The organism is Humitalea rosea (assembly GCF_003253705.1).
In the GTDB taxonomy this organism is placed as follows: domain Bacteria; phylum Pseudomonadota; class Alphaproteobacteria; order Acetobacterales; family Acetobacteraceae; genus Humitalea; species Humitalea rosea.
On the sequence record NZ_QKYU01000016.1, the window covers coordinates 44,129 to 70,981 of the forward strand.

23 protein-coding genes are annotated in these 26,853 nt (G+C 68.8%); 10 read left to right on the forward strand and 13 right to left on the reverse strand.

What is annotated here, in order from left to right; genetic code table 11:
* Nucleotides 1-22: 22 nt before the first annotated feature.
* The gene (locus C8P66_RS14515) at nucleotides 23-736 is read right to left on the reverse strand and encodes an SDR family oxidoreductase (protein ID WP_111398998.1); all 714 of its coding nucleotides are present in this window, start codon (nucleotides 734-736) and stop codon (nucleotides 23-25) included.
* A 175-nt stretch (nucleotides 737-911) separates the two neighbouring features.
* Here C8P66_RS14515 and C8P66_RS14520 point away from each other — a divergent pair, with 175 nt between their 5' ends.
* Entirely contained in the window at nucleotides 912-1,613 is a 702-nt protein-coding gene (locus C8P66_RS14520) for an SDR family NAD(P)-dependent oxidoreductase (protein WP_111398999.1), read from the forward strand.
* Nucleotides 1,614-1,617: 4 nt separating this feature from the next.
* Here the strand turns inward: C8P66_RS14520 and C8P66_RS14525 are convergent, their stop codons facing one another.
* The 3 genes from C8P66_RS14525 to C8P66_RS14535 are packed head-to-tail and all read right to left on the reverse strand — an operon-like array spanning nucleotide 1,618 to nucleotide 5,038.
* Nucleotides 1,618-2,067, reverse strand: a complete 450-nt coding sequence (locus tag C8P66_RS14525; RefSeq protein ID WP_111399000.1) for a DNA polymerase III subunit chi — start codon at nucleotides 2,065-2,067, stop codon at nucleotides 1,618-1,620.
* Nucleotides 2,064-3,554: a leucyl aminopeptidase family protein gene (locus tag C8P66_RS14530; protein ID WP_111399001.1), complete on the reverse strand. Its 1,491-nt coding sequence runs from the start codon at nucleotides 3,552-3,554 to the stop codon at nucleotides 2,064-2,066. Before C8P66_RS14530 ends, C8P66_RS14525 begins: the two co-directional genes overlap by 4 nt.
* Nucleotides 3,551-5,038, reverse strand: a complete 1,488-nt coding sequence (locus C8P66_RS14535; protein WP_111399002.1) for a leucyl aminopeptidase — start codon at nucleotides 5,036-5,038, stop codon at nucleotides 3,551-3,553. The genes C8P66_RS14530 and C8P66_RS14535 overlap by 4 nt, the downstream gene beginning before the upstream one ends.
* Nucleotides 5,039-5,166: 128 nt before the next feature.
* On the opposite strand from C8P66_RS14535, the gene cysQ reads away from it, so the two are divergent.
* The 3 genes from cysQ to C8P66_RS14550 all read left to right on the forward strand — a co-directional run bounded on the left by cysQ (nucleotide 5,167) and on the right by C8P66_RS14550 (nucleotide 8,014).
* Complete coding sequence (cysQ, locus tag C8P66_RS14540; protein ID WP_111399003.1) at nucleotides 5,167-5,925, forward strand: 3'(2'),5'-bisphosphate nucleotidase CysQ; 759 nt, start codon at nucleotides 5,167-5,169, stop codon at nucleotides 5,923-5,925.
* Nucleotides 5,922-6,887 carry an L-threonylcarbamoyladenylate synthase gene (locus C8P66_RS14545; protein WP_211314154.1) on the forward strand — a complete coding sequence of 322 codons (966 nt, stop codon included), beginning with the start codon at nucleotides 5,922-5,924 and terminating at the stop codon, nucleotides 6,885-6,887. Before cysQ ends, C8P66_RS14545 begins: the two co-directional genes overlap by 4 nt.
* A 158-nt stretch (nucleotides 6,888-7,045) precedes the next feature.
* Nucleotides 7,046-8,014, forward strand: a complete 969-nt coding sequence (locus C8P66_RS14550) for a Bug family tripartite tricarboxylate transporter substrate binding protein (protein WP_111399005.1) — start codon at nucleotides 7,046-7,048, stop codon at nucleotides 8,012-8,014.
* A gap of 27 nt (nucleotides 8,015-8,041) precedes the next feature.
* Here the strand turns inward: C8P66_RS14550 and C8P66_RS14555 are convergent, their stop codons facing one another.
* From C8P66_RS14555 to C8P66_RS14570, 6 genes are all read right to left on the reverse strand, one after another.
* Nucleotides 8,042-8,308, reverse strand: coding sequence for a tripartite tricarboxylate transporter substrate-binding protein (locus C8P66_RS14555; protein WP_111399006.1), 267 nt, complete (start codon nucleotides 8,306-8,308; stop codon nucleotides 8,042-8,044).
* Nucleotides 8,309-8,347: 39 nt separating this feature from the next.
* Nucleotides 8,348-9,691, reverse strand: a complete 1,344-nt coding sequence (locus C8P66_RS23560; protein ID WP_146422872.1) for a hypothetical protein — start codon at nucleotides 9,689-9,691, stop codon at nucleotides 8,348-8,350.
* A 35-nt stretch (nucleotides 9,692-9,726) separates the two neighbouring features.
* Nucleotides 9,727-10,227, reverse strand: a complete 501-nt coding sequence (locus C8P66_RS23565) for a hypothetical protein (protein WP_146422874.1) — start codon at nucleotides 10,225-10,227, stop codon at nucleotides 9,727-9,729.
* A gap of 297 nt (nucleotides 10,228-10,524) precedes the next feature.
* Nucleotides 10,525-11,496, reverse strand: coding sequence for a Bug family tripartite tricarboxylate transporter substrate binding protein (locus C8P66_RS14560; protein ID WP_111399007.1), 972 nt, complete (start codon nucleotides 11,494-11,496; stop codon nucleotides 10,525-10,527).
* Between the two features lie 106 nt (nucleotides 11,497-11,602).
* Entirely contained in the window at nucleotides 11,603-14,719 is a 3,117-nt protein-coding gene (locus C8P66_RS14565) for an efflux RND transporter permease subunit (protein ID WP_111399008.1), read from the reverse strand.
* Nucleotides 14,716-15,912 carry an efflux RND transporter periplasmic adaptor subunit gene (locus tag C8P66_RS14570; RefSeq protein ID WP_111399009.1) on the reverse strand — a complete coding sequence of 399 codons (1,197 nt, stop codon included), beginning with the start codon at nucleotides 15,910-15,912 and terminating at the stop codon, nucleotides 14,716-14,718. Before C8P66_RS14570 ends, C8P66_RS14565 begins: the two co-directional genes overlap by 4 nt.
* A gap of 229 nt (nucleotides 15,913-16,141) precedes the next feature.
* Between C8P66_RS14570 and C8P66_RS14575 the strand changes: the two genes are divergently transcribed.
* Genes C8P66_RS14575 through C8P66_RS14585 form a run of 3 tightly spaced genes read left to right on the forward strand, consistent with a single transcriptional unit; the run spans nucleotide 16,142 to nucleotide 19,563 of the window.
* Nucleotides 16,142-17,932: an IlvD/Edd family dehydratase gene (locus C8P66_RS14575; protein WP_111399010.1), complete on the forward strand. Its 1,791-nt coding sequence runs from the start codon at nucleotides 16,142-16,144 to the stop codon at nucleotides 17,930-17,932.
* Complete coding sequence (locus C8P66_RS14580) at nucleotides 17,932-18,681, forward strand: SDR family oxidoreductase (protein ID WP_111399011.1); 750 nt, start codon at nucleotides 17,932-17,934, stop codon at nucleotides 18,679-18,681. Before C8P66_RS14575 ends, C8P66_RS14580 begins: the two co-directional genes overlap by 1 nt.
* Nucleotides 18,682-18,714: 33 nt before the next feature.
* Entirely contained in the window at nucleotides 18,715-19,563 is an 849-nt protein-coding gene (locus C8P66_RS14585; RefSeq protein WP_111399012.1) for a fumarylacetoacetate hydrolase family protein, read from the forward strand.
* Nucleotides 19,564-19,890: 327 nt separating this feature from the next.
* On the opposite strand, the gene C8P66_RS14590 is transcribed toward C8P66_RS14585, so the two are convergent.
* The 3 genes from C8P66_RS14590 to C8P66_RS14600 form a co-directional block, all read right to left on the reverse strand.
* A complete protein-coding gene (locus C8P66_RS14590) occupies nucleotides 19,891-21,423 on the reverse strand; it encodes a UxaA family hydrolase (RefSeq protein ID WP_211314155.1) in 1,533 nt (510 codons plus the stop codon).
* A gap of 71 nt (nucleotides 21,424-21,494) precedes the next feature.
* Nucleotides 21,495-22,277, reverse strand: a complete 783-nt coding sequence (locus C8P66_RS14595) for a class II aldolase/adducin family protein (RefSeq protein ID WP_111399013.1) — start codon at nucleotides 22,275-22,277, stop codon at nucleotides 21,495-21,497.
* A 24-nt stretch (nucleotides 22,278-22,301) separates the two neighbouring features.
* Entirely contained in the window at nucleotides 22,302-23,270 is a 969-nt protein-coding gene (locus C8P66_RS14600; protein WP_111399014.1) for a Bug family tripartite tricarboxylate transporter substrate binding protein, read from the reverse strand.
* Nucleotides 23,271-23,392: 122 nt separating this feature from the next.
* On the opposite strand from C8P66_RS14600, the gene C8P66_RS14605 reads away from it, so the two are divergent.
* The 3 genes from C8P66_RS14605 to C8P66_RS14615 are packed head-to-tail and all read left to right on the forward strand — an operon-like array spanning nucleotide 23,393 to nucleotide 26,824.
* The gene (locus C8P66_RS14605; protein WP_111399015.1) at nucleotides 23,393-24,634 is read left to right on the forward strand and encodes an Hsp70 family protein; all 1,242 of its coding nucleotides are present in this window, start codon (nucleotides 23,393-23,395) and stop codon (nucleotides 24,632-24,634) included.
* Complete coding sequence (locus tag C8P66_RS14610) at nucleotides 24,631-25,104, forward strand: M23 family metallopeptidase (protein WP_111399016.1); 474 nt, start codon at nucleotides 24,631-24,633, stop codon at nucleotides 25,102-25,104. The genes C8P66_RS14605 and C8P66_RS14610 overlap by 4 nt, the downstream gene beginning before the upstream one ends.
* A 46-nt stretch (nucleotides 25,105-25,150) precedes the next feature.
* The gene (locus C8P66_RS14615; RefSeq protein WP_111399017.1) at nucleotides 25,151-26,824 is read left to right on the forward strand and encodes a M3 family oligoendopeptidase; all 1,674 of its coding nucleotides are present in this window, start codon (nucleotides 25,151-25,153) and stop codon (nucleotides 26,822-26,824) included.
* Nucleotides 26,825-26,853: the final 29 nt, after the last annotated feature.

The following is a 26,853-nucleotide window of genomic DNA, read 5'->3' on the forward strand; positions in this document are numbered from 1 at the left end:
CTAAATCGAAAGGGCGCGACGCCTATTCCGCATAGATCATCTTCCGGGTCATCCCGCCATCGGTGACGAATTCCGCGCCGGTGACGAAGCCGCTGTCCGGCCCGACCAGCCAGGCGACCAGCGCCGCCACATCCTCCGGCCGGCCGACTCGTCCGGCGGGGTGCTGCCTGTGGTCCTCCGGCCGAAGGTCTCCCCCCTTGGTCTCGATCCACCCCGGGCTCACGCAATTGACCCGCACGGCCGGCCCAAGGCTGATCGCCAGCGCATGGGTCAGGGCGAGCAGCCCGCCCTTGGAGGCCGAATAGCTTTCGGTATCCGGCTCGGACTGGTGCGCGCGGGTGGAGGCGACCGTCACCACCGCACCATGCGTCGCGCGCAGCATGTCCTCGGCCGCGCGCACCAGCAGGAAGGTCGCGGTCAGGTTGGTCGCCAGCACCGAGGACCATTCGGTCAGCGAAAGCTCCCGCAGCGGCTTGCGGATCATGATGCCGGCATTGGACACCAGCGCATCCAGCCGGCCCTCACGCGTGCGGATGCTGGCGATGAGGCCCGCGACCGCGGCCTCGTCGGAGACATCGGCATGGAGGTAGCGGGCCGCCAGGGTCTGCGTCATGCCCCCGTTGAGATCGGCGATGACCACGGCCCAGCCGTCGCGGACCAGCCGTGTTGCCGTCGCCAGGCCGATCCCGGACCCACCGCCGGTCACCAGGGCAACCTTCTGATCATGCTGTACCATGCGCGTCCTCGATGACGGGAATTCAAACCTAATTTTTGCGATGCGGCATTATGCTGGCCGGATCGACGCCGGGCATCCCCTCCTTTTGGATGACGGCTCCCTCCGGGAGGCGGGCAGGGCATCGCGCTGACGCCCGACATGCTCTGATATGCCGGCACGTCCAGGAGACACCCGCATGGCATCCTTTCCCTATCGCACCGCGCTGATCGTCGGTGCCGGCGCCGGGATCAGCGCCTCCGTGGCGCGCGGGCTGGCGCAGGCGGGGCTGAGCCTCGGCCTCGCGGCGCGCAACACCGCCAAGCTGGCGCCGCTGGCGGCGGAAACCGGTGCCACGACCTTCACCGTCGATGCCGCCGATCCGGCGAGCGTGGCGCGGCTGTTCGAGGCGATGGACGCCGCCTTGGGGGCGCCGGATGTGGTGATCTACAACGCGAGCCAGCGCGCCCAGGGCCCGATCGCCGAGCTGGACCCGGAGGCGGTGCTGAAGGCCGTCGGCATCACCGGCCTCGGCGGGTTCCTGGTGGTGCAGCAGGCGGCGCGGCGGATGATCCCGCAGGGGCGGGGGGCGATCCTGCTGACCGGCGCCACCGCGAGCCTGAAGGGCTTCGCGATGTCCTCGGCCTTCGCCATGGGCAAGTTCGCGCTGCGCGGGCTGGCGCAGAGTGCCGCGCGGGAGCTGGGGCCGAAGGGCATCCATGTCGCCCATTTCGTGATCGACGGCGGTGTGCGCAGCAAGGCGCGGCCGGAGGCGGCGGACCGTCCCGACAGCATGCTGTCGCCGGATGGCATCGCGCAGACCTACCTCAGCGTGCTGCGACAGCCGCGCGACGCCTGGTCGATGGAGGTGGAGCTGCGGCCCTGGGTGGAGAAGTTCTGAGGGATCAGGCTTTCCGCTCCCAGCCGCGCTCGCCCTGCTGCCAATAGGCCAGGGCGTGGCCGGCGGCCTTCCAGTCGCGCCAGCGCGCCCGGGCGGCGGCGACGGCCTCCGGGTTCTCGCCGTCGAACAGGTCGAACACCCGGTCGTATTCGGCGAGATGCGCCGAGGTCGCGCCATCGGCGAGGAACAGGAATTTTGCGCCATTGGGGGCGGGCGCGTCCTCGCCCGTCAGCCAGATCGGCTGCAAGGCGGCATGGCCGGTCTCCGGCGTGCCATGCGGCAGCCAGTCCGGGTCGGCGCAGGTCCAGAGCGCCTGGTCCAGGGTCGGCAGCCGCGCCGGCTCGCCAAGCAGCACCATTGCGCGGCCCTTCTGGTCCAGCACCCGGCCAAGCAGCCGGGGCAGGGTCTGCTCCAGCGTGCTGCGGGTGAGGTGGTAGAAGGCGATCTCCGTCATGTCAGCCGGTCGGGGTCCTCGAACCGCGCGGCGGCCAGGGCGTCCAGCAGTCGCACGCCAAAACCGGTGGCCCCGGCCGGGCCTTGCCAATTGGCCTCCTCGCGGCTCTCCACCCCCGCGATATCCAGATGCGCCCAGGGGACGCCCTCCGCAAAATGGCGCAGGAAGGCGGCGGCGTGGCAGGCATCGGGTTGCAGCTTGCCGCTGGCGCATTGGCGCAGATCGGCGATGTCGCTTTTCAGCGCCTCCTCATGTTCCTTGGCGATCGGCATGGGCCAGACCGCATCGCCCACCGTCTCGCCCGCCGCCGCCACCATCGCCAGCAGCGGCGGGTCATTGCCGAACAGCCCGGCGCGGTGATGGCCGAGCGCTGTGACGATGCTGCCGGTCAGGGTCGCGAGATCGACCAATGCGGCGGGCTCCAATTCCCGCACCGCCCAGGCCAGGGCATCGGCCAGGACCATGCGGCCCTCGGCATCGGTGTCGATCGTCTCGACGGTGCGGCCGGAGAGGGTGTGGATGATGTCGCCGGGGCGCCAGGCATCGGCGCCCGGCATGTTCTCCGCCAGGGCCAGCACGGCGCAGGCGGAGGCAGGGGAGTTACGCAGCGCCAGGGTCAGGATCGCGCCCGCCGCGGCGGCGGCGCCGGCCATGTCGGCCCGCATATCCTCCATGCCCAGGGCGGGTTTGATGCTGATGCCGCCGGTGTCGAAGGTGATGCCCTTGCCGACGAAGACCACCGGATCGCCCTCACCGGGCCAGCGCAGCACCACGAGGCGCGGCGGATTGGCCGAGGCGCGGCCGACCGCCAGGATCGCCCCCGCGCCCGCCGCCTCCAGCGCGCTGCGGCCGAAGACCTCGACCTGCACGCCGCAACGGGCGAGGTGCCGCATCCGCGCGGCGAAGCGCTTCGGCGTCAGGATATTGGCCGGCTCGGCGACCAGGGTGCGGGCGAGGGCGACGCCGCGCAGCATCGCCTCCATCCGCGCGAAGGCGGGCGCCATGGCCTCGTCCTCGATGACATGCAGCATCAGGCGGGGGGGCCTGGGCGTGGCGCCCCGCCGCCGGATGGGGGGCTGCCAGCCGCGCAGCGCGGCGCCGGTGGCGACGGCCATCGCCGCCTCGGCCGGCAGGCCGCGCAGGTCGAGCGCGATGCGGCGCAGCGGCCGCATCTCGGCCGGGCCGGCGCGGAGCGAGGTGGTCGGCCGCGGGCCGGCGGCGGTGGCGGCGGGTTCGGCCAGCAGCAAGGCCATCGCCTCGCCGCCCGCGCGTTCCCAGTCCCGCGCCTCGCCCGCCCCGGCCCCGGCCATGACCAGATCGGGGAAGCCGGGGGCGGAGAGGCGGACGGCCTGGCCGGAGGCGCCGGTGAAGCCCGCCGCCGCCGCCGCCTCATGCGGCGCGGGGCCGGCCGCGAGGGCAAGCAGGGTGGTCCGCCCCGGCTTCGGCGCGTCGAAACGCAGGCGGAGGCGGGGCAGGCCGTATCTCATGCGTCTTCGTCGTGATCCGCCACAATGCGGTCGAGCAGCCGCACGCCATAGGCGGTGGCGCCCTTGGGCACCGTGGCGGTGTCCTTGGTGCTCCAGGCGGTGCCGGCGATGTCCAGATGCGCCCAGGGGGTGCCGTCGTCGATGAAGCGCTGGATGAACTGCGCGGCGGTGATGCTGCCGCCCGGACGGCCGCCGACGTTCTTCATGTCGGCGATGTCGGATTTGATCTGCTTGTCGTAGGCCTCGCCCAGCGGCATCCGCCACAGGCTCTCGCCCGTCACCGTGCCGGCGGCCAGCAGCTTCTGGGCCAGGGCGTCGTCGTTGCTGAACAGGCCCGCGTGCTCATGGCCGAGGGCGACGATGATCGCCCCGGTCAGCGTCGCCAGATCGACGATGTACTTCGGCGCGAACTGCTTCTGGGCGTACCAGAGCACATCGGCCAGGACCAGGCGCCCCTCGGCGTCGGTGTTGATGATCTCGATGGTCTGGCCGGAGGCGCTGGTGACCACATCGCCCGGGCGCTGGGCCTTGCTGCCCGGCATGTTCTCGACCAGCCCGACGAGGCCGACCACATCGACCTTCGCCTCACGCCCGGCGAGGGCCGCCATCAGCCCCACGACGCAGCCGGCGCCGGCCATGTCCCACTTCATGTCCTCCATGCCGGCGGCGGGCTTGATGCTGATGCCGCCGGTGTCGAAGGTCACGCCCTTGCCGACGAAGCAGACCGGCTGGCCGCCCTTCTTCCTGGCACCGTTCCAGCGCATCACCACCATCCGGGGCTCGCAGGCCGAGCCCTGCGCCACGCCCAGCAGCGCGCCGAAGCCGAGCTTCTTCATGTCCTTGGGCCCAAGGATCTCGACATCGACGCCGAGCCTGGTCAGCGCCTTGCAGCGATCGGCCATCTCGGCCGGGGTCAGGACGTTCGGCGGCTCGGAGACCAGCTCGCGGCTGAGGAACACGCCCTCGGCCACGGCCTTCAGCGGCTTCCACGCCGCCTTGGCGGCCGGCACGCCGCTGGTCGCGATGGCGACCTTCTCGGCCTTCGGCTTCTCTTCCGGCTTTTCGGTGGTGCGGTATTTGTCGAAGCGCCAGCCGCGCAGCACCACGCCGAGCGCCATGCGCGCGGCCAGGGCCGGGGGCAGGGTATCGGCGGCGACCAGCACCTCCGTCGCCGAGGCGACGCCGGGCCAGAGCGCGCCACCGGCGCTTTCCGCATCCTCGGGCGTCAACTCATCGGGCTTGCCGAGGCCGAGCAGCAGCACCCGGCCGATGCCGGCGCCAGGGGCGAACAGCGTGGTCGCCTGCCCCTTGCGGCCGGAGAAGCCCGAGGCCTCGATCCCCCGCGTGATGGCGCCGCCGGTCGCCGCATCGGCCTCCGCCGCCAGCCCGACCAGGGCCGTGCCCTCCGGCAGCGGCAGCACCAGCGCGCCCGCGCGTGGCAGAGCCGGCTTGACGAAGGCGATCTCGGGCTTGGTGTCGGACATGTGAACTCCGCTTGGTCTGGTCAAAGGCCACCTTACCCCAGGCGCCGCCCGCCGTAAGGGGCGGGGCGCATGGCGGGGTTCACCATCCGGTGGTGGCAGCGGGCGCGATCCCGTCCTATCAGCATGGGATGGACCCTATGCCGCTGCTGGATCTCGCCACCCGCCTCGCCCGTTCCGCCGCCTATGCCATCGAGGCCATCCGCGCCGCCGGCTGCGCGGTGGATGAGAAGCGCGACGGCAGCCCCGTCACCGAGGCCGACCGCGTCGCCGAGGCGCTGATCGTCGAAGGCCTGCGCGCCGCCACCCCCGACATCCCCGTGGTGGCCGAGGAGGAGGTCGCCGCCGGGCGCCTCACCGAATGCGGGGCGCTGGCCTGGCTGGTCGATCCGCTCGACGGCACCCGCGAATTCGCCGCCGGGCGGCTGGAGTTCACCGTCAATGTCGGGCTGATCCGCAACGGGCGCCCCTGGCTCGGCGCCGTCGCGATCCCGGCCAAGGGCGAGATGTTCCGCGGCATCATCGGTGTCGGCGCCTGGAAGCAGGATGCGACGGGGGACCGCGCCATCGCCGCCCGCCGCCCGCCGCCGGCGGGCCTCACCGTGCTCGCCAGCCGCCACTACCAGGGCGACCCGAAGCTCGCGCCCTTCCTGGAAGGGCGGCATGTCGCGGAGATCATCTACATCGGCAGCGCCGAGAAATTCTGCCGCATCGCCGAGGGCGTGGCCGACCTCTACCCCCGCTTCGGCCCCACCATGGAATGGGACACGGCGGCCCCCGAGGCCGTGCTGGTCGCGGCCGGCGGGCGGGTGCTGGGCTTCGACGGGATGCCGCTGGCCTATGGGCGGGCGGGGTACAAGAACCCGCCCTTCGTCGCCTCCGGCGCGTGACCGAGAGCGTCGATCTGGCGGGGGCGGCGGCGCTGCTGCGCGCCGGCGCGCTGGTCGCCTTCCCGACCGAGACGGTCTATGGCCTCGGCGCCGATGCGCGGCAGGGGCCGGCGGTCGCCGCCATCTTCGCGGCCAAGGGGCGGCCGCATTTCAACCCGCTGATCTGCCATTTTCCGAATGCCGAGGCCGCCTGGGCCGAGGTCGTCCCCGACGACCGCGCGCGCGCCTTGGCGGAAACATTCTGGCCCGGCCCGTTGAGCCTGGTGCTGCCCCGCCGCGATACCTGCCGCATCGATCTGCTGGCGGGTGCGGGGCTCGACACCCTGGCGGTGCGGGTGCCGGCGCATCCCTTGGCGCTGGCGCTGCTGGAGGCCGCGGGCGTGCCGGTCGCCGCCCCCTCGGCCAATCGCTCGGGCCAGGTCTCGCCGACCACGGCGGCGCATGTGCTGGAGGGGTTGGGCGGGCGGATCGCGGCGGTGCTGGATGGCGGGCCCTGCGGCGTCGGGTTGGAAAGCACGGTGCTGGACCTGACCCAGCGCAGCCCGGTGCTGCTGCGCCCGGGCGGGGTGCCGGTGGAGGCGATCGAGGCGGTGATCGGCCCCGTCTCCCGCCCGCTGCCGCTCTCGGCGGCCGAGGCCAGCCGGAGCCTGCGCAGCCCGGGGATGATGCTCTCCCACTACGCGCCGAACCTGCCGCTGCGGCTGGGGGCGAGGCAGGTCGCGGCGGATGAGGCGCTGCTCGCCTTCGGCCCGCCGCTGCCGGGCGCCGGCGTGGTCTGGCAGTTGAGCGAGAGCGGCGATGTGACCGAGGCGGCGGCGCGGCTGTTTGCCGGCCTGCGCTGGCTGGATGCGGAGGGCGCGCGGCGCGGGGTTTTGGGCATCGCCGCCATGCCGGTGCCGGAGGCGGGGCTGGGGGCGGCGATCAACGACCGGCTGTTGCGGGCGGCGGCGCCGCGGGGGTAGCGCGATCGCGCAATGTGTTCTTGCCTGACCACGGGTTGAGCCGCAGCATCCACACTGACGCCGGGCCTTCTTGACCGGAACGATTTCGTCATGGTTGGCTTCGTCGATCAGACTGCCTGCTCCATGCGGGCCAACGAAAATCCGCAAAGGATCCAGACATGCCCCCCGCTCTCGGCCGCCGCGCCGTCCTCGCCACCCTGCCGCTGGCCGCCGTGCCGGCATGGGCGCAGGACGCGTTCCCGTCGCGCCCGATCACCGTCGTCAACGCCTATGGCGCCGGCGGGCAGACCGACATCGCGACGCGGCTGACCGCCGACCGGCTGGCGACGGCCATCGGCCAGCGGGTGCTGGTGGAGAACCGGGTGGGGGGTGCCACCTCGATCGCCTCGACCGCCGTCGCGCATGCGCGGCCTGATGGATACATGCTGCTGGCCGGCACCAGCTCGCTCGCGATCAATCCCACGCTGCAGCCCCGGCTGACCCCGCGCGACCCGATGACGGAGCTGGCCCCGGTCGGGGCGGTGTATCGCGGCGCCTTCGTCTTCCACATCTATCCCGGCCTTCCGGCGCGGACGCTGCCCGAGTTCATCGCCTATGCGAAGGCGAACCCGGGCAAGCTGAACTATGGCGGCGTGGTGGGCACCGTCGTGCATCTGGCGACCGAGATGCTGTGCCAGCGGGCCGGCATCGAGATGACCGCCGTGCCCAATCGCGGCGGGGTGGAGGGGCTGCTCGACCTCCAGGCCGGGCGCATCCACTGCAATTTCCAGTCGCCCGTGGAGGCCATGCCGTCGCTGGAGGACGGCAAGACCATCGCGCTGGCCATCTCCTCCCGCGAGCGCCTGCCCAATTTGCCGAATGTCCCGACCGTGGCCGAAACCCTGCCGGGATTCGAGGCGGTGCTGTGGATGGCCCTGTTCGCGCCGGCCGGGACGCCGGAGCCGGTGATCGACAAGATTGCCGCGGCCCTCGGCACGGTGACGGAGGACCCCGCCTACAAGGCGCGCATGGCCCAGCTCGGCCTGACGGCGGAAACCGGCGGCCCCGCCGATGTGCGGGCGCTGCTCGCGGCGGATACGGTCAACTGGCGCCGCGTGATCACCGAGGCGCATATCCAGACGAATTGAGCCGGTCGGCTGTGCCGGGCCGGAGCCTCAGTCCACGTTGATCGCGCCGGCCCGCACCACCTGCGCCCAGCGCGTCCGCTCCTCCGCGATGAAGGCGCCGAAGGCGGCGGCATCCATCCGGCTCGGCTCCGCGCCCTCGTCGCGCAGGCGGGTGGCGACCTCGGGGGTGGTGACGCTGGCCAGCACCGTCGCCGACAGCTTGTCGCGGATCGCCTGGGGCACGCCCTTGGGCACCAGGATCCCGTACCAGGCGGTGGCACGGTAGTTGGAGAAGGTTTCGGCGATGGGTACGATCGGGCAGCGCTGCCGCGCAAATGTTCTATTAAAACTGCATTAGCCATACACTTGGCAATTAAATCGCCCCGATTTCATGGAATCGATCACGCGCTGCGAAATGGTATTCGCCAAATTGCGATCAACTGGTGGATAAGTATCAAAATTCGCGGCGTTACTTCGACTCGCTCTCGCGCTGATATTAATATATATTTCAGGATCGGGCGCTGTGTTGTTGGTTATCGCCCCCACGACATCGGCAGAGATTGATAGAAACATGAATCTGTTAAATGATGCGTCATGACCGCCCTCCCGAAAGGCCCGAACAAGCCGCCGCGGGCTAGAAAACACGGTATTTTGAGGCACTGTTAAGGAAAGACGCGCACCTTCAAGACCACGTGCGACATCAATCGACAATTGTCGCAGGTCGGTGGCGCCGTCGCGAGAACAAGCGATTTGAATACGGCCGGGCTCCTCGTCACCGCCACCAACACCGTCCGCTACCATCGGCCCGAATACCGATAGGACATATCGCACTCCTGACGTACTGGTGTAGGCGACAGGCATACAGCTAGTGGCATATGCGTTTCTGGCCGGTACTCCGTCACCAAGCCGGCACAGAGCGAAGCCTCCGGCCACGCCCGCCCAGCCTCCGCCGAAGGCGACGATCGCCATTCGAGCGCATTCAGGTGGATCATCAAGATTGATCTCGTCATGCCATTGCACCCGTAGCTGTGCCTGATCGCAGTTCGAGGCACCTTGCTGCGACAGTCGCGCCCAAGCCTGCCAAGCATCGTTCAGCAAAGTATCATGATCGACTTGTTCATAGCTATAGGGACCATATCCACGAATAAACAAATATCTCCAAAATCCTGAATCAAAAAAGTAATGATCAAAGTAATGAATCGAAATATTTCTAACAAATAACTGAAGAATCGACCTGTTGAGATTTGGGTAGGTGTGGGTAATGTCGAGATCCTGCTCGTTAAATGTCTGAAGAAAGGTAAAATTCCCGACCGCGGGGAAGAGAGGCAGGGGAGCCTCAGAAAACACCGAAGTTTTATACCTGAACTCCGGATGAACCAAGCGCGCATGAATTCTTGAAAGTGAGGTTGTCTGGTGGTTTAGAGCGGGGAATCCATCGGGTACTAAGCCGCTGTGCCCCGTTATATCCTGAAGCCGGTCAAGCATGTTCCGTGGATAGGCAGGCACACTGCAAGCGAGGCTCACCTCCGGCTGCACGCACGTCCAACGCAGTAAGGGTGGCAGAGGTGCGAGCCGTCTCCAATAATCAACTGGAATAAAATAGAAATCTTGATTTAAAATCAGTGATCCGAACGGAACTGTCTGCGCTATTGCCCAATTCGGCACCGAAAAGACAAACATAAGCAGTGCAAAAAGCATGCTTTTGGATCTCAAATGCGGCATTTTTCCGCTTCTCACTCCCCGGTTATTTTAAAGGCGTAAGCGGCAAGCGTTCCGATGGTGCCAGTGAGCAGACTCAATGTAATGGAAGTAATAAGAGAAAAATCATCAAGCGTCATGCCTGATCCAGGATCTGCCCAATGACTGTTAGAATAGCCAAAACCAATGATCACAAGCGCAAATATAGCCAAAAACACAAAGAAAAATAGATTCAATAATAATAAAAGAAAAACGGTCCGTGGATTTGGGGTTTCTTCGATATTTCCCTGCACAAAAAACCTTGCCCCGAGCGCCATGTATCCGATGAAGACTGGCGCAATTTGTTGGATCATGGTCAATGGTTCACGGGGATAGGACAGAGGATAGCCGGCAATTGGTGCGATCATGAAAAAAAATACCAAGCCAACGAGGGACGCGGCGCTCAGGTAGCAAAGACGCATTCGAAACGCATTCATCTCCATCGCCGCTCCCAAGCCGGGTGTGTTTCTCGACGACCCACGCCCGTCGAAAAGCATGCCCGAGCTCGTTGCGCAACGCTACAATAAAAGCCTGCTCAAATGGATTCTTTGGAGCACTCTCTCGTAGATTAGTAATGGGTGCGGATTGCACCACGCTACGATTCATGAAACGCTAAGCAGACCTGCAAAAAGGTAAAAGCAGAGCATCATCGCGAAGCGATAATGCTCAAGAATAAAGCACTTCTGGGAGCATGATCAGGCCGAATGTACCGATCATGCTCCAAATAGACCTCATGACAATCGTTGGCCGCGTCGAATTGGATGTCAGTAACTGCCAACGCCTATTAGGCTGCCTCAGTCCACGTTGATCGCGCCGGCCCGCACCACCTGCGCCCAGCGCGTCCGCTCCTCGGCGATGAAGGCGCCGAAGGCCGCGGCATCCATCCGGCTCGGCTCCGCGCCCTCGTCGCGAAGGCGGGTGGCGACCTCGGGGGTGGTGACGCTGGCCAGCACCGTCGCCGACAGCTTGTCGCGGATCGCCTGGGGCACGCCCTTGGGCACCAGGATCCCGTACCAGGCGGTGGCGCGGTAGCCGGGGACGGTCTCGGCGACCGTCGGCACGTTCGGCAACTGAGTCAGGCGGGTGTCGCCGGTCGTCGCGATCGGGCGCAGCAGCCCGCCGCTGATCATGCCCATCACCGAGGGGACGGTGGTGATCATGAAGCCGACATTGCCGCTGATCACCTCGGTCAGCGCCGGGGCGGCGCCGCGGAAGGGGACATGCGTCGCCTCCAGCCCCGTCGTCTGCAACAGCAGCGCGGTGGAGAGGTGGCTGGCCGAGCCGTTGGAGGCGCTGGCATAGGTCATGTCGCCCTTCTCCGCCCGGATCTCGGCGAGCAGTTCGGCGACCGTGTTGGCGCGGCTCTTGGGTCCGGCGACCAGCAGCAGCGGCGCATCGGCGACCATGCCGATCGGGTCGAGCGCGGTCGCGGGATCGACGCGCAGGTTGGGGAACAGGGTGGGGTTCACGCTCATCGGGCCCTGATTGCCCATCAGCAGCGTATAGCCATCGGGCCGTGCCGCGGCGGCCAGCTCGGTCGAAAGATTGCCGCCGCCGCCCGGACGGTTGTCCACCAGCACCGCCTGGCCGAGCAGGGTCGTCATCCGCGCGGCGAGGGTGCGGGCAACCAGATCGGTGCCGCCGCCCGAGGCGAAGGCGAGGATCAGGCGGATCTGGCGGGTCGGGTAGGCCGCGTCCTGCGCCAGCGCGGGCGCGGCGAGGGGGGCCAGGGCGGCCACGAGGGCGGCGCGGCGGGTGATTGTCACGACAATATCCTTCCGGGTGATGGCACTGTCGCTGCCCTGTAGCGGGGGCGGGAGTGGGGAGGAAGTGCCTGCAACGCGCAGCCCAGAGCCGTGATGTGGTGCCCCCTCACTCCGCCGGCAGCGCCTGCTCCGGTGCCGGATGCGCGCGGCGAAAACTCAGCGCCCGCCCGAGCCGGTCGAAGCCCAGATACAGCACCGGCGTCACGAACAGGGTCAGGCACTGGCTGACCGCGAGCCCGCCCAGCACCGCGAGGCCGAGCGGCTGGCGCAGCTCCGCCGCCGCCCCCCAGCCCATGGCGATCGGCACGGCGCCCGCCGCCGCGGCCAGCGTCGTCATCAGGATCGGGCGGAAGCGCAGCAGGCAGGCGGTGCGGACGGCATCGACGGGCGCCATCCCGTCACGCTGCCGTTGCAGCGCGACATCGACGATCATGATCGCGTTCTTCTTCACCAGCCCGATCAGCAGCAGCACGCCGATCACCGCGATCACCGACAGATCCATCCCGAACCACCACACCGTCGCCAGCGCGCCCAAGGCGGCCGAGGGCAGGCCGGAGAGGATGGTCAACGGATGGATCAGGCTCTCGTAGAGGATGCCCAGCACCAGATACATCACGCAGATCGCCGCCAGCAGCAGGAAGCCCTGGCCGGCAAGGGCCGCCTGGAACACCTGCGCCGTGCCGGAAAACCCGGTGACGACGGAGAGCGGCAGGCCCAATTCCCGCTCGGCGGCCTGGATCGCGGTGACCGCCTCGCCCAGCGACACGCCCGGCGCGGTGTTGAAGCCGATGGTGACGGCCGGCAACTGCCCCTGGTGCGCCACGGTCAGCGGCCCGGTCGAGCGATCGATCGTGGCCAGCGCCGAGAGCGGCACCAACCGCGTCGCACCCGTCGCCGCGCCATTCGCGGTGGCGCGGATATAGAGCTTGGCGAGCCCGGTCTCATCGCGCTGGTCTTCCGGCAGCGCCTCCAGGATCACCGGATAGGCATTCGCCTGGCCGAAGATCGTCGCGATCTGCCGCGCGCCGAAGGCCGAATACAGCGCCTGCCGGACCTGATCGAGGGTGACGCCGAGCGTGCTGGCGCGGTCGCGATCGACCGAGACATTCACCACCGGCGCATCCATCTGCAGATCAGTGTTCACATCCTGCAAGCCCGGGATGCGGCGCAGCCGCGTGGCCATGCGTTCCGCGCTCTCATACAGGTCGCCGGTCGAGAGCCCCTGCATGGTGTAGATGTATTGCGTGCGCGCCTGCCGTGCGGTGAAGGACAGGTTCTGGATCGGGTTGAAGAAGACCGCGAGCCCCGGCACGCGTGAGGTCCGCCGGCGCAGATCCTGGATGACCTCCTGCACCGAGGGGCGTTCGTCGCGCGGCTTCAGCTCCAGGAACATGCGGCCCTGGTTGATCACCTGGCTCTGGCCGCTGGCGCCGACATTGTTGACGACGGAGACGACATAGGGGCTTTCGCCGATGATCCGGGCGGCCTGGGCCGAGAGGTCGAGCATCGCCTCATAGGAGGCATCGCGCGGCCCTTCGGTGGAGACCGAGACCTGCCCGGTGTCCTCGATGGGGAAGAAGCCCTTGGGCATCACCGTCGCGATATAGCCGGCGCCGAAGAGCGTGGCGAAGAACACGATCCAGACCACGAAGCGAAACCGCAGCGCGAGGTCCAGCACGAAGGCATAGCCGCGCTCGATGCCGCGGAAGCCGCCTTCGAGGATGCGGTCCAGCGCGCCGCCGCCTTTGTGTTTCGGCAGATGCGAGGCCATCAGCGGCGTCAGCGTCAGCGACACGGCGCAGGAGACGATCACCGCGAGCGAGACGGTGGCGGCGAAGGCGTTGAACACGCGCCCGACCACGCCGCCCATCATCAGGATCGGCAGGAACACCGCGATCAGCGAGGCGGTGATCGAGAGCACGGTGAAGCCGACCTCCTTGGCGCCCATGATGGCCGCCTGCCGCGCCGGCATCCCCTTCTCCATGTGATGGACGATCACCTCCAGCACCACGATCGCGTCATCCACCACCAGCCCGACCGCGAGGGTGAGGCCGAGCAGCGTGATGTTGTCGATGCCGAAACCGAGCAGGTACATCAGCGCGAAGGTGCCGCAGAGGCTGATCGGCACCGCGATGGTCGGGATCAAGGTCGCCGAAACCCGGCGCAGGAACAGGAAGATCACCAGCACCACGAGGCCGATGGCGATCAGCAGGCTCTCCTGCACGTCATGCACCGAGGCGCGGATCGACTGGCTGCGGTCCAGCATCACATCCAGCACCGCGCCCGGCGGCAGCGATGCCTCCAGGCTCGGCAGGGCTGCGCGCACGCCATCCACCACCGCGACGGTATTGGCATCCGGCTGGCGCTGCACCGCGAGGATCAGCGAGCGCCTGCCGTTGCGCCAGGAGGAGATGCGTTCGTTCTGCACGCTGTCCGAGACCTCGGCGATGTCGCCCAGCCGCACCTGCGCGCCGTTGCGCGCGACCACCACGAGCTTGCCGAAATCCTCCGCATTCTGCGGCTGGTCATTGGCGCGGATGGTCAGTTGCTGCCGCTGGCCGGAGAGCGTGCCGACGGGGGTGACGGTGGTGGCGGAGGTGATCGCGGTCGCGACCTGGTCCACGCCGACGCCGAGCGCCGCCGTGCGGTCCGGATCGAGCCGCACCCGCACGCTGTAGAGCTGTTCGCCATAGGTCTGCACCTGCGACACCCCCGGCACCCGCGACAGCGCGGGGGAGACGAGGGTCGAGGCGATGTCGTTCAGCCGCCACAGCGGCACATCGCCGCCCGAGAGCGCCAGCAGCAGCACCGGCGCATCGGCGGGGTTGGATTTGCGGTAGCTGGGCGGCGTCGTCATCTCGGCCGGCAGGCGGCGCTGGGCGCGGGTGATCGCGGCCTGCACATCCTGGGCGGCGGCATCGATGTTGCGCGACAGCACGAATTGCAGCGTGATCTGCAGGGTGCCCTGGCCGCTGGAGCTGCTCATCTGCTCCAGCCCGCCGATGGTGCTGAACTCGCGTTCCATCGGCAGCGCGACCGAGGTCGCCATGGTCTCGGGGCTCGCCCCCGGAAAGCTCGCGGTGACCGAGATCACCGGGAAATCCACCCGCGGCACCGCCGCGACCGGCATGGACAGATAGCCGAGCACCCCGGCCAGCACCGTGCCGATCGCCAGCAGCGAGGTCATGACCGGCCGGCGGATGCAGAGTTCGGAGATGTTCATCGCCCGGAAACCTGCTGGATCGCGGCCTGCTGCACGGCCGGGGTCGCCTCGGCGGTTGGCCGGGCGCCGGCAGCACCTCGGGCCACGGCGCGCATGCCGTCGCGCAGGCGCTGGGCGCCCTCGGTCACCACCATGTCGCCGGCGCCCAGCGCCTCGGCCGCCAGCACCGCGCGGTCCCCGGCCAGCCGCAGCAGCCGCACCGGGACGCGATGGGCGGTGCCATCCTTGAGGGTGAAGAGGAACCGCCCCTCCGGCCCCGTCTGCACCGCCGCGACCGGGACGGAGAGCGCGGCCGCATCCGTGCGCGGCACCAGCACCGTCTCGACATATTGCCCGGGCCAGAGCCGGCCCTCGGCATTGTCGAAGCGGGCCTTGAGCAGGATGGTGCCGGTCTGCTGGTCCACGCTGCTGTCGATAAAGACGAGGTTGCCCCAGACCGGGGCGCCGCTGGCGTCCTCCGGCGCGCGAACGCGGGCGCGGGGGGTCTCGCCCCGGGTGGTGGCGGCGCGCAATTCCGCCAGCCAGCGTTCCGGGACGTTGAAGGTGACCAGCACCGGGTCGGTGGGCGTGATGGTGGCGAGCACGGTGCCCTCGGCCAGGCGGACGAGGTTGCCCGCCTTGATCGGCAGCGCGCCGAGCCTGCCATCGGCCTCGGCACGGATTTCGGCGAAGCTGATGTTCAGCCTGGTCTGTTCGATCTGCGCCTCATCCCCGCGCACCTGGGCTTCCCCCGCCAACGCATCGGCCGCGGCCTGTTCGGCGCGCTGGGCGGAGGCATAGGCATCCGAGCGCAGCGCGGCGTATCGCTGGGCATCCGACCGGGCGCGGGCCAGTTGCGCGCGGTCCTTGTCCAGATTGGCCTGCTGCTGCGCCAGCAGGGCGCGGTTGGCCCGGCTGTCCAAAGTGAACAGGGGCTGGCCGCGGGTGACGCTCTGGCCTTCCTGGACGTGCACCACCTCGATCTGCCCATCCACCCGGGCGCGGACCGAGACGATGGCGGTGGCCTGGACGATGCCATTGGCCAGCACCTCCAGCGGCACCGGGCCGATGGTCGCGGGGGCGGCGGAGACCGAGACGGCCGGCGGCCCGGCCGGGGCCCCAGGGCTGGGTTGCGCCCGCAGGTCGGGGGCCCAGAGCACGGGGGCCAGGAGCAGGAGCGAGGCGGCCAGGAGAGCACCGAGCTTCAGACGCATGCGAACAATCGCCCCGCGAGGAATTGAGATGTCCTCATCGCAGACCTCGGCCGTCGTCGCAGTGGCAGCGGTATGAAACCGGCGTCAGATTATGGACACCTTGGGTTGCAAACGACTGTTTCGCGGGCGGAATCGGTCGGGTCCTGCCCGGATTTTCCTCAGATGTTGACAGTCCCCCCGCTGCCCATGACCCTTGGCGCCATAAAAGGGCGGGAAGCGGAGGCATATCATGGCCGAGTTCGACCAGACCAAACGCGCGTTCAAGCTTCGCAGCGAACGCTGGTTCAACGATCCGCAGGACCCGAGCATGACGGCGCTCTATGTCGAGCGTCAGTTGAACTTCGGCCTGACCCGGGGCGAGCTGCAATCGGGGCGTCCGATCATCGGCATCGCCCAGACCGGCAGCGACATCGCCCCCTGCAACCGCCACCACATCGAGCTTGCGACCCGCATCGCCGCCGGCATCCGCGACGCGGGGGGCGTGCCGCTGGAATTCCCGATCCACCCGATCCAGGAAACCCTCAAGCGCCCGACCGCGGCGCTGGACCGGAACCTCGCCTACCTCTCGCTGGTCGAGGTTCTGCACGGCTATCCGCTGGATGGCGTCGTGCTCACCACCGGCTGCGACAAGACCACGCCGGCCTGCCTGATGGGGGCGGCGACCGTGAACATCCCGGCCATCGTCTTCTCCGGCGGGCCGATGCTGGACGGGCATTACCACGGCCGGCTGACCGGCAGCGGCACCATCGTCTGGGAAGCCAGGCGGATGCTGGCCGAGGGCCAGATCGACTACGAGGGCTTCATGGATCTGGTCGCCTCCTCCAGCACCAGCGTCGGCCATTGCAACACCATGGGCACCGCGCTCTCGATGAACTCGCTGGCCGAGGCGCTGGGCATGAGCCTGCCCGGCTGTGCCGCCATCCCCGGCCCCTATCGCGAGCGCGGCCAGATGGCCCATGCGACCGGGGTGCGGATCGTGGAGATGGTCAATGCCAACCTCCGCCCCTCCGACATCATGACCAAGGCGGCGTTCGAGAATGTGGTGGCCGTCGCCTCCGCCATCGGCGCCTCCTCCAACTGCCCGCCGCATATGGTCGCCATCGCGCGGCACATGGGCGTGGACCACACGCTGGACGACTGGCAGCGGGTCGGCGCCAATGTGCCGCTGCTGGTGGATTGCCAGCCGGCCGGCCGCTTCCTCGGCGAGAAATTCCACCAGGGCGGCGGCGTGCCGGCGGTGATGAAGGAGTTGCTGGCCGCCGGGCGGTTGAACCCGCAGGCCATGACCGTCACCGGCAAGACCATCGCGGACAACCTCGCCAAGATCGCCGACGGCGACCGCGAGGTCATCCGCGCCTACGAAAAACCGATGAAGGAGCATGCGGGCTTCATCGTGCTGACCGGCAATCTGTTCGACACTGCGGTGATGAAGATCAGCGTGATCGACGCCGAATTCCGCGCCCGCTTCCTCTCCGATCCCCCGGACATCTTCGAGGGCAAGGTCGTGGTCTTCGAGGGCCCCGAGGATTACCACGCGCGCATCGAGGACCCGGACCTTGGCGTGGATGAACGCACCGTGCTGGTCATCCGCAACACCGGCCCCGTCGGCTACCCCGGTGCCGCCGAGGTCGTGAACATGCAGCCCCCCGCGGCCCTGCTGAAGCGCGGCATCACAGCGCTTCCCACCATGGGCGACGGGCGGCAGAGCGGCACCTCGGCCAGCCCCTCGATCCTGAACGTCTCGCCCGAGGCCGCGGTCGGCGGTGGCCTGGCGCTGCTGCAATCGGGCGACCCGATCCGCATCGACCTCAACACCCGCCGCGTCGATGTGCTGATCCCCGAGGCGGAACTCGCGGTACGCCGCGCCGCCTGGGTGCCCCCGGTGCTGCTGAGCAAGACGCCGTGGGAGGAGATCCAGCGCAGCATGGTCGGCCAGCTTGGCTCCGGCGGCTGCCTGGAGCCTGCGACGCTCTACCTCAACATCCTGGAGACGCGCGGCGAAAGCCGGCACAACCACTGATGGCCGGTCGTCTCAACGGTCGCCGCTGCCTCGTCACCGCCGCCGGCCAGGGCATCGGCCGCGCCACCGCGCTGATGTTCGCGCGCGAGGGCGCCAGCGTCGTCGCCACCGACCGCGATGCGGCGCTGGTCGCCTCGCTCGCCGGGGCGGGGATCACCACCGCCGCCCTGGATGTGATGGATGATGCCGCCGTCGCGCGCATCGTCGCCGAGCACGGGCCCTTCGACGTGTTGTTCAACTGCGCGGGCTTCGTGCACCAGAACACCGCGCTGACCGCGACCGATGCCGAATGGGACTTCGCCTTCGCGCTCAATGTGCGGGCGATGTGGAAATGCATGGCGGCGGTGCTGCCTGGCATGATCGAGCGCAAGCGCGGCAGCATCGTCAACATGGCCAGCGCCGCCTCCTCGGTGAAGGGCGCGCCCAACCGCTTCCTCTACGGCACCACCAAGGCCGCCGTGGTCGGCATGACCAAGGCGGCCGCGGCGGATGTGGTGGCGCAGGGTATCCGGGTGAACTGCCTCTGCCCGGGGACGGTGGACACGCCCTCCCTCGGCGACCGGATCGCGGCCAATGCAACGGCCGCCGGGGGCCTGGAGGTGGCGCGGCAAAGCTTCGTCGCGCGGCAGGCGATGGGCAGGCTCGCGACGGCCGAGGAGATCGCGGCCCTTGCCACCTACCTCGCGGCGGATGAAAGCGCCTTCGTCACCGGCCAGGGCATCGTCATCGATGGCGGCTGGACCCTGTAGAATGATCCCGACCGACTTGAGGAGAGCCTTGCCATGAAGCTGCTGCGCTACGGCCATACCGGCCACGAACGTCCGGGGATGCTGGATGCGGATGGCATCATCCGCGACCTGTCCTCCGTCATCCCCGACCTCTCCGGCGCCGCGCTCTCTGCCGCGGGGATCGCCAAGCTCAAGACGCTGGACCCCACCAGCCTGCCCAAGGTCGAGGGCCGGCCCCGCCTCGGCCCCCCGGTCGCCGGGATGAAGAACTTCGTCTGCATCGGGCTGAACTACGCCGACCACGCGGCCGAAACCGGCAGCCCGATCCCCAAGGAGCCGATCGTGTTCCTGAAGTCGCTGGGCGCGCTCTGCGGCCCGGATGACGATGTGACCATCCCCAAGGACAGCGTGAAGACCGATTGGGAGGTCGAGCTTGCCATCATCATCGGCGACACCGCGCGCTGCGTCTCGGAAGATGCGGCCATGAGCCATGTCGCGGGCTATGCGGTCTGCAACGATGTGTCCGAGCGCGAATGGCAGATCGAGCGCGGCGGCACCTGGGACAAGGGCAAGGGCTGCGACAGCTTCGGCCCGCTCGGCCCCTGGCTGGTGACGGCGGATGAGATCCCCGATCCGCAGGATCTGGCGATGTTCTGCGACGTGGACGGGATGCGTATGCAGGATGGCTCCACCCGCACGATGATCTTCGGGGTGAAGAAGCTGGTGAGCTACGTCTCGCACTTCATCACGCTGCACCCGGGCGATGTGATCAGCACCGGCACGCCGCCGGGCGTGGGCCTGGGCAAGAAGCCGCCGGTGTTCTTGCGGGCGGGGCAGGTGATGCATCTGGGCATCGCGGGCTTGGGGGAACAGACGCAGAATACGGTCGCCTATTCGGAGTGAGGAAGGGTTGCGAGGGGCGCTGCCCCTCGCGCTCCCCGCCAGGACCCTGAGGGTCCTGGACCTCCCTCTCTAACGATCGGCCCAGGCACGGCCGAAGGGAGCCTGCGGTGGAGGGCGTAACGTCGTAGAAGATGCGCGACGGAGGGCCGAAGCGCGGTGACGACAACCTCCTCCCATGGAAGCGCAACTTGCCAGAGGAATAATTTCCTTGCACCGCAGCGAGTCCTTGTGCGAAAACCGCGCATCAAGACCCCAGCCACGCCCGGATCGACCGCAAAACCCCCGGAGCAATCGGTAATATGGTAAGATAGTAAGGCAGTAAGGCCCCTACATCGTCGCCCCCAACACCCAGGGCGCGAACTCCGACCCGCCAAAATCGAACCCCTCGCTCTTGGTCCGCTCGCCGCTGGCGGTCCGCAAAATCTGGGCGAAAATCCGCGTCCCCGCCTCCTGCACATCCTCCTCGCCGGACAGGATGGTGCCGCAGTTCACATCCATGTCGTCCTCCATGCGCTGGTACATGGCGGTATTGGTCGCGAGCTTCATCGACGGCGCCGGCTTGCAGCCAAAAACGCTGCCGCGCCCGGTGGTGAAGCAGACAAGGTTCGCCCCCCCCGCCACCTGCCCCGTCGCCGCCACCGGGTCGTAGCCCGGCGTGTCCATGAAGACGAAGCCGCGCGCGATCGCGGGTTCCGCATAGCCGATCACATCCACGAGGTTCGTCGTCCCCGCCTTGGCCATCGCGCCCAGCGACTTCTCCAGGATGGTCGTCAGCCCGCCCGCCTTGTTGCCGGGGCTCGGGTTGGCGTTCATCTCGGCCCCCTCGCGTTCGGTATAGGCCTCCCACCAGCGCATCAGTCCGACGAGTTTTTCCCCGACCTCGCGCGACACCGCCCGCCGCGTCAGCAGATGTTCGGCGCCATAGGTCTCCGGCGTCTCCGACAGGATCACCGTGCCGCCATGCCGAACGATCAGGTCCGACGCCGCCCCCAGCGCCGGATTGGCGGTGATCCCCGAATACCCGTCCGAGCCGCCGCATTGCAGTGCCACGGTCAGCCCGCTGACCGGGCAGGGCACGCGCTCGACCTGGTTCGCCTCATCCAGCACCTCGCGCACGAAGGCGACGCCGGCGGCCACCGTCTTGCGGGTGCCGCCCATCTCCTGGATGTCCATGTTGCGCAGCCGGCCGGAGAGCCGCTGTTCCTCCAGCATCCCGCCGATCTGATTGACCTCGCAGCCGAGGCCGATGGCGATGACATGGGAGAAATTCACGTGCCGCGCATAGCCCGCCAGCGTCCGGCGCAGCACGCGCAGCGGCTCGCCATCGGTCATGCCGCAGCCGGTCTTGTGGGTCAGCGCGACGACGCCATCGACATTCGGCCAGGCCGCCAGCGGGTCCTCCCCGGTCAGCGGATTGCGGCGGAAGGCCATGGCGATCAGGTCGGCGACATGCGCCGAGCAATTCACCGAGGTGACGATGCCGATGTAGTTGCGCGTCGCGATCCGCCCATCCGGCCGCACGAAGCCCGCGAAGGTGGCGGGATCATTGGCGTATTGGGTGGGCTTGGCGTCCACGCCCCAGGCGTAGTCGCGGGCGAAGTCGCCCATCGCGCAGTTGTGGGTATGCACCCATTCGCCGGCCGCGATCGGCACAGTGGCGAAGCCGATGATCTGGCCGTAGCGGCGGATCGCCTCGCCGGCCGCGTGTTCCCGCACCGTGACCTTATGCCCCGGCGGAATGCGCCGCAGGGTGGTGACGCCGGGGGCGACCGTGGTTCCGGGCGGCAGCGCCTGCCGGGCGATCACCACGCCATCCGTCTCGTTCAGGCGGATGACGGGGGGTGGGGCGATGGCATCCATGGCGGGGTCCTCCAGGCGTTCTGAAAACTCTAGGGCAGGATCGCAGGCGGATGCGATCCTGCCCCATCGGCTCAGGCGTCGTAGCCGGGCTGGGTCGCATCCAGCTTGCGCAGCAGCGCCGGCCATTCCAGCAGCCCGTAGCTGCGCGAGATCTCCGGCCCATACATGGCGCAGGAGGCGGCGACGACCTCATCGGACGGCATGTTCAGCTCGGTATTGCAGGCCATGGCCTGCAACTGCGCCTGGCAGGAGCGTTCCAGCCCATACATGGCGCTGAAGGTCTCGGCGACCGAGGCCCCGGCGGTGATCAGCCCATGGTTGCGCAGGATGAGGTAGTTGAACGACCCCAGGCTCTGCGCCAGCCGCGCGCGTTCGGACGGGTCGCGCTCCGGCCCGCGGAAGTCGTGGTAGCCGATGCGGCCATAGAAGCGCGTCGCCGTCTGCGTCAGCGGCAGCAACCCGCATTTCAGCGAGGAGACCGCCATGCCCGCGACGGTATGGGTATGCATCGCCGCCTGGATATCCGGCCGCGCGCGATACAGCCCGCTGTGGATGGTGAAGCCCGCGGGATGCATGCCGTAGGGCGTGTCCGGCTTGTAGGCGATTTCCCCATCCATGCTGACCTTGAGCAGGGAGGAGGCGGTGATCTCGCTGAACAGCATCCCGTTCGGGTTCAGCAGGAAGTAGTTCGGGCTGTCCGGCACCCGTGCCGAGATATGGGTGTAGATCATATCCGACATCCCATAGCCGTCGCAGAGCCGGTAACAGGCCGCGAGATCGACCCGCGCCTGCCATTCGGCGGCGCTGACCGAGCCCTTGATGGGTTCGATCTTGATGTGCGTCATGCTGGTCATGTCTGCCTCCTTCGAACGGGTCAATCAAACGGGTTCAATGCCGGCGCGTTCGATCACGCCGCGCCATTTTTCGATCTCCTGCGAGAGCTGGCGGGCCAGCGGCGCCGGCCCGTCCAGGCGCGGGATCGCGGCGCCCGCGGCGAAGCGGTCCAGCAGGTCGCGGTCCTGCCGCAGCAGCGCGAGTTCGCTGACCAGCCGCCCGGTCAATTCCTCCGACATGCCCTTGGGCGTGAACATCGCGAACCAGTTCGGCGCCTCATACCCCGGTACCTGCTCCCCGATCGCCGGCACATCGGGCAGTTCCGCCAGCCGCGCGGTCATGGTGGTGCCGAGCAGCCGGGCGCGGCCCTGGGCCGCATGGGCCAGCACCTCGATCGTGCTGCCGAAGATGAAGTCGATCTCCCCGGTGTAGATCGCGTTCACCGCCTGGCTGATGCCGCGATACGGCACATGCACCACGTCGATCTCGGCCAGCGAGGCGAAGAGCGCGCCGGCCAGATGGTTCGCCGAGGCGACGCCGCCCGAGCCATAGGTGAACTTGCCCGGATTGGCCCGCGCCTGGACCAGCAGATCGGCCAGCGAGGTGAAGCGCGACTCCGCCCGCACCATCAGCCCGGCCGGCACGTCGCAGACCAGGCTCAGCGGCGCCAGATCCCGCACCGGGTCGAGCCCCAGCCCCGGCCGCAAGGTCGGGATGATCGAGATGGAGGAGGAGATGAACAGCAGCGTCCCCCCATCCGGGGCCGCCTGCGCCACCGCCTGGGCGCCGAGCCCGCCGCCGGCGCCCGGCCGGTTCTCGATGAAGAAGGTGGCGCCGAGGCGGCGGGACAGCCGGTCCGCGATCACCCGTGCCGGCACATCCTGCGGGCCGCCGGCGGCGAAGGGGATGACAATCTTCACCTGGCGCATGGGCCAGGGCGCGTCCTCGGCCAAAGCCGGGCGCGCGGCCAGGGCGCCAGCCCCGATACCGAGCAGGAGCGACCTTCGATTCATGGGTGTTTTCCTCCACTGCGGCCGTTCCGGCCCTCATGGGGGAAGCATAGGACCGGATCGTTACACCGAACCATCCCTTGCCAAGCGGGCCTGGGGGGGCTTCAACCCCCGCCCATTTCCGGATGTTCCCGCGCGTGACCCCAGTGATCGGTATCGACTTCGGCACGACCAACAGCGTCGTCGCCGCGCGGCGGGCCGATGGCAGCGTCATCGCCCTCAGCCACGACACCGGGGATGTGTTCCGCTCCGTGCTGTGCTTCTGGGCCGATGCCGGCCGCACCCAGCATGCCGCGGGGCCGGCGGCGATCGAGGCCTATCTGGACGATCCGCTGGCCGCCCGGCTGATCATGTCGATGAAGAGCTACCTCGCCACCGCCTCCTTCACCGAGACGCGGATCTTTGGGCGCAGCTACAGCCTGCCGGGGCTGATCGCGTTGTTTTTGCGGGCGCTACTGGGGCCTTTCGCGGAGGAGATGGCCGGCGCCCGCGTGGTGGTCGGCCGCCCGGTGCGCTTCGCCGGCGAATTCGCCGATGACGCCTTCGGCGAGACCCGGCTGCGCGCGAGCTTCGCCGAGGCGGGGTTGCCCGAGGTCGAGGTCGGCCTCGAACCCGCCGCGGCCGGGCACCGTTTTGCCGCGGGGCTCGATCGCGCGGCGACGGTGCTGGTCGGCGATTTCGGCGGCGGCACCTCGGATTTCTCGCTGCTGCGCTTCGATCCGGCGCAGCCGGGGCGGGTGCGGGCGCTGGGCCATACCGGCGTCGGCATCGCCGGCGACGCGCTGGATTACCGCATCATCGACCATGTGGTGTCGCCGCTGCTCGGCAAACATGGCACCTATGGCGTCATGGGCCGCCAGATGCCGATCCCGCCGAGCTGGTACGCGAATTTCGCCCGGTGGCACCGGCTGCCGCTGATGCGGGCGCCGCGCACCCTGCGCGACATCGCCGAGGTCGCCCGCACCGCGCAGCACCCCGAGCGGCTGCACCGGCTGATCCGCTTCATCGAGGATGAGGCCGGCTACAGCCTCTACCGCGCCGTCTCCGGCGTGAAGGCGGCGCTCTCCGGCGCGGAGGAGGCGACCCTCTCCTTCCGCAACGAGGATTTCGTGGTCGAGGCCCCCATCCTGCGCCGCGACTTTGAGGCCTGGATCGCCCCGGAACTGACCCAGATGGCCGGCGCCATCGATGCGGCGCTGACCGATGCCGGGATCGCGGCGGGGCAGGTGGACCGGGTGTTCCTGACCGGCGGCACCTCGCTGGTGCCGGCGGTGCGGCAACTCTTCGTGGACCGCTTCGGCGCGGAGCGGATCACCGGCGGCGGCGAATTCGTCTCGGTCGCCGAAGGCCTGGCCTTGATGGGATGAAGGCCGGGGCCGCCCTGCTGCTGGCGCTGGCCGGCCCGGCCATGGCGCAGGAGGTGCCGGACCTGGTTTTGCCGGTGCGGCCGGCCTGCATCTCCTCCCCCTTCGGCGCGCGTGGGGATGACATCGGGCCGCGCGCCTCGACCAATCATTCGGGGATCGACCTGCCCGCCCCCGCCGGGGCCTGGGTGCAGGCGGCGGCGGCGGGGCAGGTGGTGGCCATCCGCCGCATCGGTGCCACGGGGCTGGAGGTTCAGATCCGCCACCCGAGCGGCGCCGTCACCCGCTACGCCCATCTCGGCACGGTGGCGCCGGCCCTCGCCTCCGGCCGCCGCGGCGTGGCGCGGGGGGAGCGGCTGGGGCGGGTGGGGCGCAGCGGCGTCACCTATGGCACGCATCTGCACTTCGAAATCCGCCTCGGCGGGCGGGCGATCGACCCCGCGCCCCATCTTCCTGTCGCCCCCTGTTCTTGACGGGCCCCCTGTTGACGGGGCCGGCGCCACGGCCTGACCTGGGGGCATGACGCTCCAATTCTCCGACATCTCCGCCGAGACCCCCACCCGCGACGGCCTGGCCCGGCGCTATGCCGCCATCGAGGCGTTGCTCGACGCGGGCGACCGCCCCGCCGCCATCGCCGCCTGGGACGGGCTGCGGCGCGAGGTGGAGACCTGGTCCTCCCTGGTCGGGCTGCGTTTCGCCCAGAACACCCGCGACGAGGCCGCCCGCGCCGCGCGTGACTACGCCGATGCCCTGGCGCCCGAGGCGCAGGGGATGGAGGTCGCCCTCAAGCGCCGGCTGCTGGCTGACCCGGACCGCGCGGCGCTGATGGCGCTGGTCGGCGCCCATGCGCTGCGGCTGTGGGAGACCGACATCACCACCTTCCGGCCCGTGATCGCGGCGGATCTGGAGGAGGAGAGCCGGTTGGGCGCGCGCTACACCGCGCTGCTGGCCTCGGCCGAGATCGAGATCTGCAGGGTGGTGGTGAATTTGGCCGGCCTCGCGCCCTATGCCGAGCACCGGGACCGCGAGGTGCGGCATGAGGCGGAACGGGCGCGCTGGGCGTTCTTCGCGCGGCACGGCGAGGAGCTGGATTCGATCTTTGACGCGCTGGTGAAGCTGCGGCACGGCATGGCGCGCAAGTTGGGGGATCGCGACTTCACGGCACTCGCCTACCGCCGGATGCGGCGGGTGGATTACGACGCGGCGGATGTGGCGCGGTATCGCGACCAGGTGGCGGAGCATGTGGTGCCGCTGGTCGCGCGGCTGCTGGAGGCGCGGCGCGTCGCCAATGGCTGGGACCGGCTACGCTACTGGGACGAGGCTTTTGTCGACCCGCAGGGCAATCCCGCGCCGATCGGCGACCACGACCATCTGGTGGCCGAGGCGCAGGTGATGTTCGACCGCATCGATCCGCGGCTGGCCGAGTTCTATCGGATGATGGTGGCGGGGGGGTTCCTGGATCTGAAGAACCGGCCGGGGAAGGCGGGGGGCGGGTTCTGCACCTCCTTCCCGACGGTGGGGGTTCCCTACATCTTCGCGAACTTCAACGGCACGCAGCAGGATATCGGCGTCTTCACGCATGAGATGGGCCATGCCTTCCAATGCTGGGAAAGCCGGGGGCAGCCGGGGATCGACCTGCTCTGGCCGACCATGGAGGCGGCGGAAATCCACTCCATGGGGCTGGAATTCCTGACGCATCCGCAGATGGGGCTGCTGGTGGGGGAGGAGGCGGCGGATCGGTTCCGGCGCATGCATATCATCGGCAGCCTGGCCTTCCTGCCCTACGGCGTCTGCGTCGATCACTTCCAGCATGAGGTCTATGCCAACCCCGACGCGACGCCGGCCGAGCGGCACGCGATGTGGCAGCGGCTGGAGCAGCGCTACATGCCGTGGACGGAGTATGGCGACCTTGCCTACCCGGCCAAGGGCGGGCGGTGGCAGGCCAAGGCGCATATCTTCAACAGCCCGTTCTACTACATCGACTACACGCTGGCGCTGTGCTGCGCGATGCAGTTCTGGGTCGCCTCGCGCCGGGATTTTCCGGGGGCGCTGGAGCGGTATGTGGCGCTGTGCGGGCGGGGCGGGGCGATGCCGTTTCAGGAGTTGGTGCGGTCGGCGGGGTTGCGGTCGCCGTTTGGGGAGGGGGCGTTGGCGGAGGTTGTCAGGGAGGCGGAGGGGGTGTTGGGGGTGTGAGGGGGGGCGGAGAGTTCCGTTAAACCGGG

Excerpts from the sequence above, each read along its gene's own strand:
- C8P66_RS14575 (WP_111399010.1), top strand. The coding sequence starts at position 16,142 with ATGGCCGAGTTCGACCAGACCAAACGCGCGTTCAAGCTTCGCAGCGAA.
- C8P66_RS14520 (WP_111398999.1), top strand. The coding sequence starts at position 912 with ATGGCATCCTTTCCCTATCGCACCGCGCTGATCGTCGGTGCCGGCGCC.
- C8P66_RS23560 (WP_146422872.1), bottom strand. The coding sequence starts at position 9,691 with ATGCTTTTTGCACTGCTTATGTTTGTCTTTTCGGTGCCGAATTGGGCA.
- C8P66_RS14610 (WP_111399016.1), top strand. The coding sequence starts at position 24,631 with ATGAAGGCCGGGGCCGCCCTGCTGCTGGCGCTGGCCGGCCCGGCCATG.
- C8P66_RS14515 (WP_111398998.1), bottom strand. The coding sequence starts at position 736 with ATGGTACAGCATGATCAGAAGGTTGCCCTGGTGACCGGCGGTGGGTCC.
- C8P66_RS14570 (WP_111399009.1), bottom strand. The coding sequence starts at position 15,912 with ATGCGTCTGAAGCTCGGTGCTCTCCTGGCCGCCTCGCTCCTGCTCCTG.
- C8P66_RS14595 (WP_111399013.1), bottom strand. The coding sequence starts at position 22,277 with ATGACCAGCATGACGCACATCAAGATCGAACCCATCAAGGGCTCGGTC.
- C8P66_RS14605 (WP_111399015.1), top strand. The coding sequence starts at position 23,393 with ATGTTCCCGCGCGTGACCCCAGTGATCGGTATCGACTTCGGCACGACC.
- C8P66_RS14600 (WP_111399014.1), bottom strand. The coding sequence starts at position 23,270 with ATGAATCGAAGGTCGCTCCTGCTCGGTATCGGGGCTGGCGCCCTGGCC.
- C8P66_RS14590 (WP_211314155.1), bottom strand. The coding sequence starts at position 21,423 with ATGGATGCCATCGCCCCACCCCCCGTCATCCGCCTGAACGAGACGGAT.
- C8P66_RS14550 (WP_111399005.1), top strand. The coding sequence starts at position 7,046 with ATGCCCCCCGCTCTCGGCCGCCGCGCCGTCCTCGCCACCCTGCCGCTG.
- C8P66_RS14580 (WP_111399011.1), top strand. The coding sequence starts at position 17,932 with ATGGCCGGTCGTCTCAACGGTCGCCGCTGCCTCGTCACCGCCGCCGGC.
- C8P66_RS14565 (WP_111399008.1), bottom strand. The coding sequence starts at position 14,719 with ATGAACATCTCCGAACTCTGCATCCGCCGGCCGGTCATGACCTCGCTG.
- C8P66_RS14525 (WP_111399000.1), bottom strand. The coding sequence starts at position 2,067 with ATGACGGAGATCGCCTTCTACCACCTCACCCGCAGCACGCTGGAGCAG.
- C8P66_RS14530 (WP_111399001.1), bottom strand. The coding sequence starts at position 3,554 with ATGAGATACGGCCTGCCCCGCCTCCGCCTGCGTTTCGACGCGCCGAAG.
- cysQ (WP_111399003.1), top strand. The coding sequence starts at position 5,167 with ATGGACCCTATGCCGCTGCTGGATCTCGCCACCCGCCTCGCCCGTTCC.
- C8P66_RS14535 (WP_111399002.1), bottom strand. The coding sequence starts at position 5,038 with ATGTCCGACACCAAGCCCGAGATCGCCTTCGTCAAGCCGGCTCTGCCA.
- C8P66_RS14615 (WP_111399017.1), top strand. The coding sequence starts at position 25,151 with ATGACGCTCCAATTCTCCGACATCTCCGCCGAGACCCCCACCCGCGAC.
- C8P66_RS23565 (WP_146422874.1), bottom strand. The coding sequence starts at position 10,227 with ATGCTTTTCGACGGGCGTGGGTCGTCGAGAAACACACCCGGCTTGGGA.
- C8P66_RS14585 (WP_111399012.1), top strand. The coding sequence starts at position 18,715 with ATGAAGCTGCTGCGCTACGGCCATACCGGCCACGAACGTCCGGGGATG.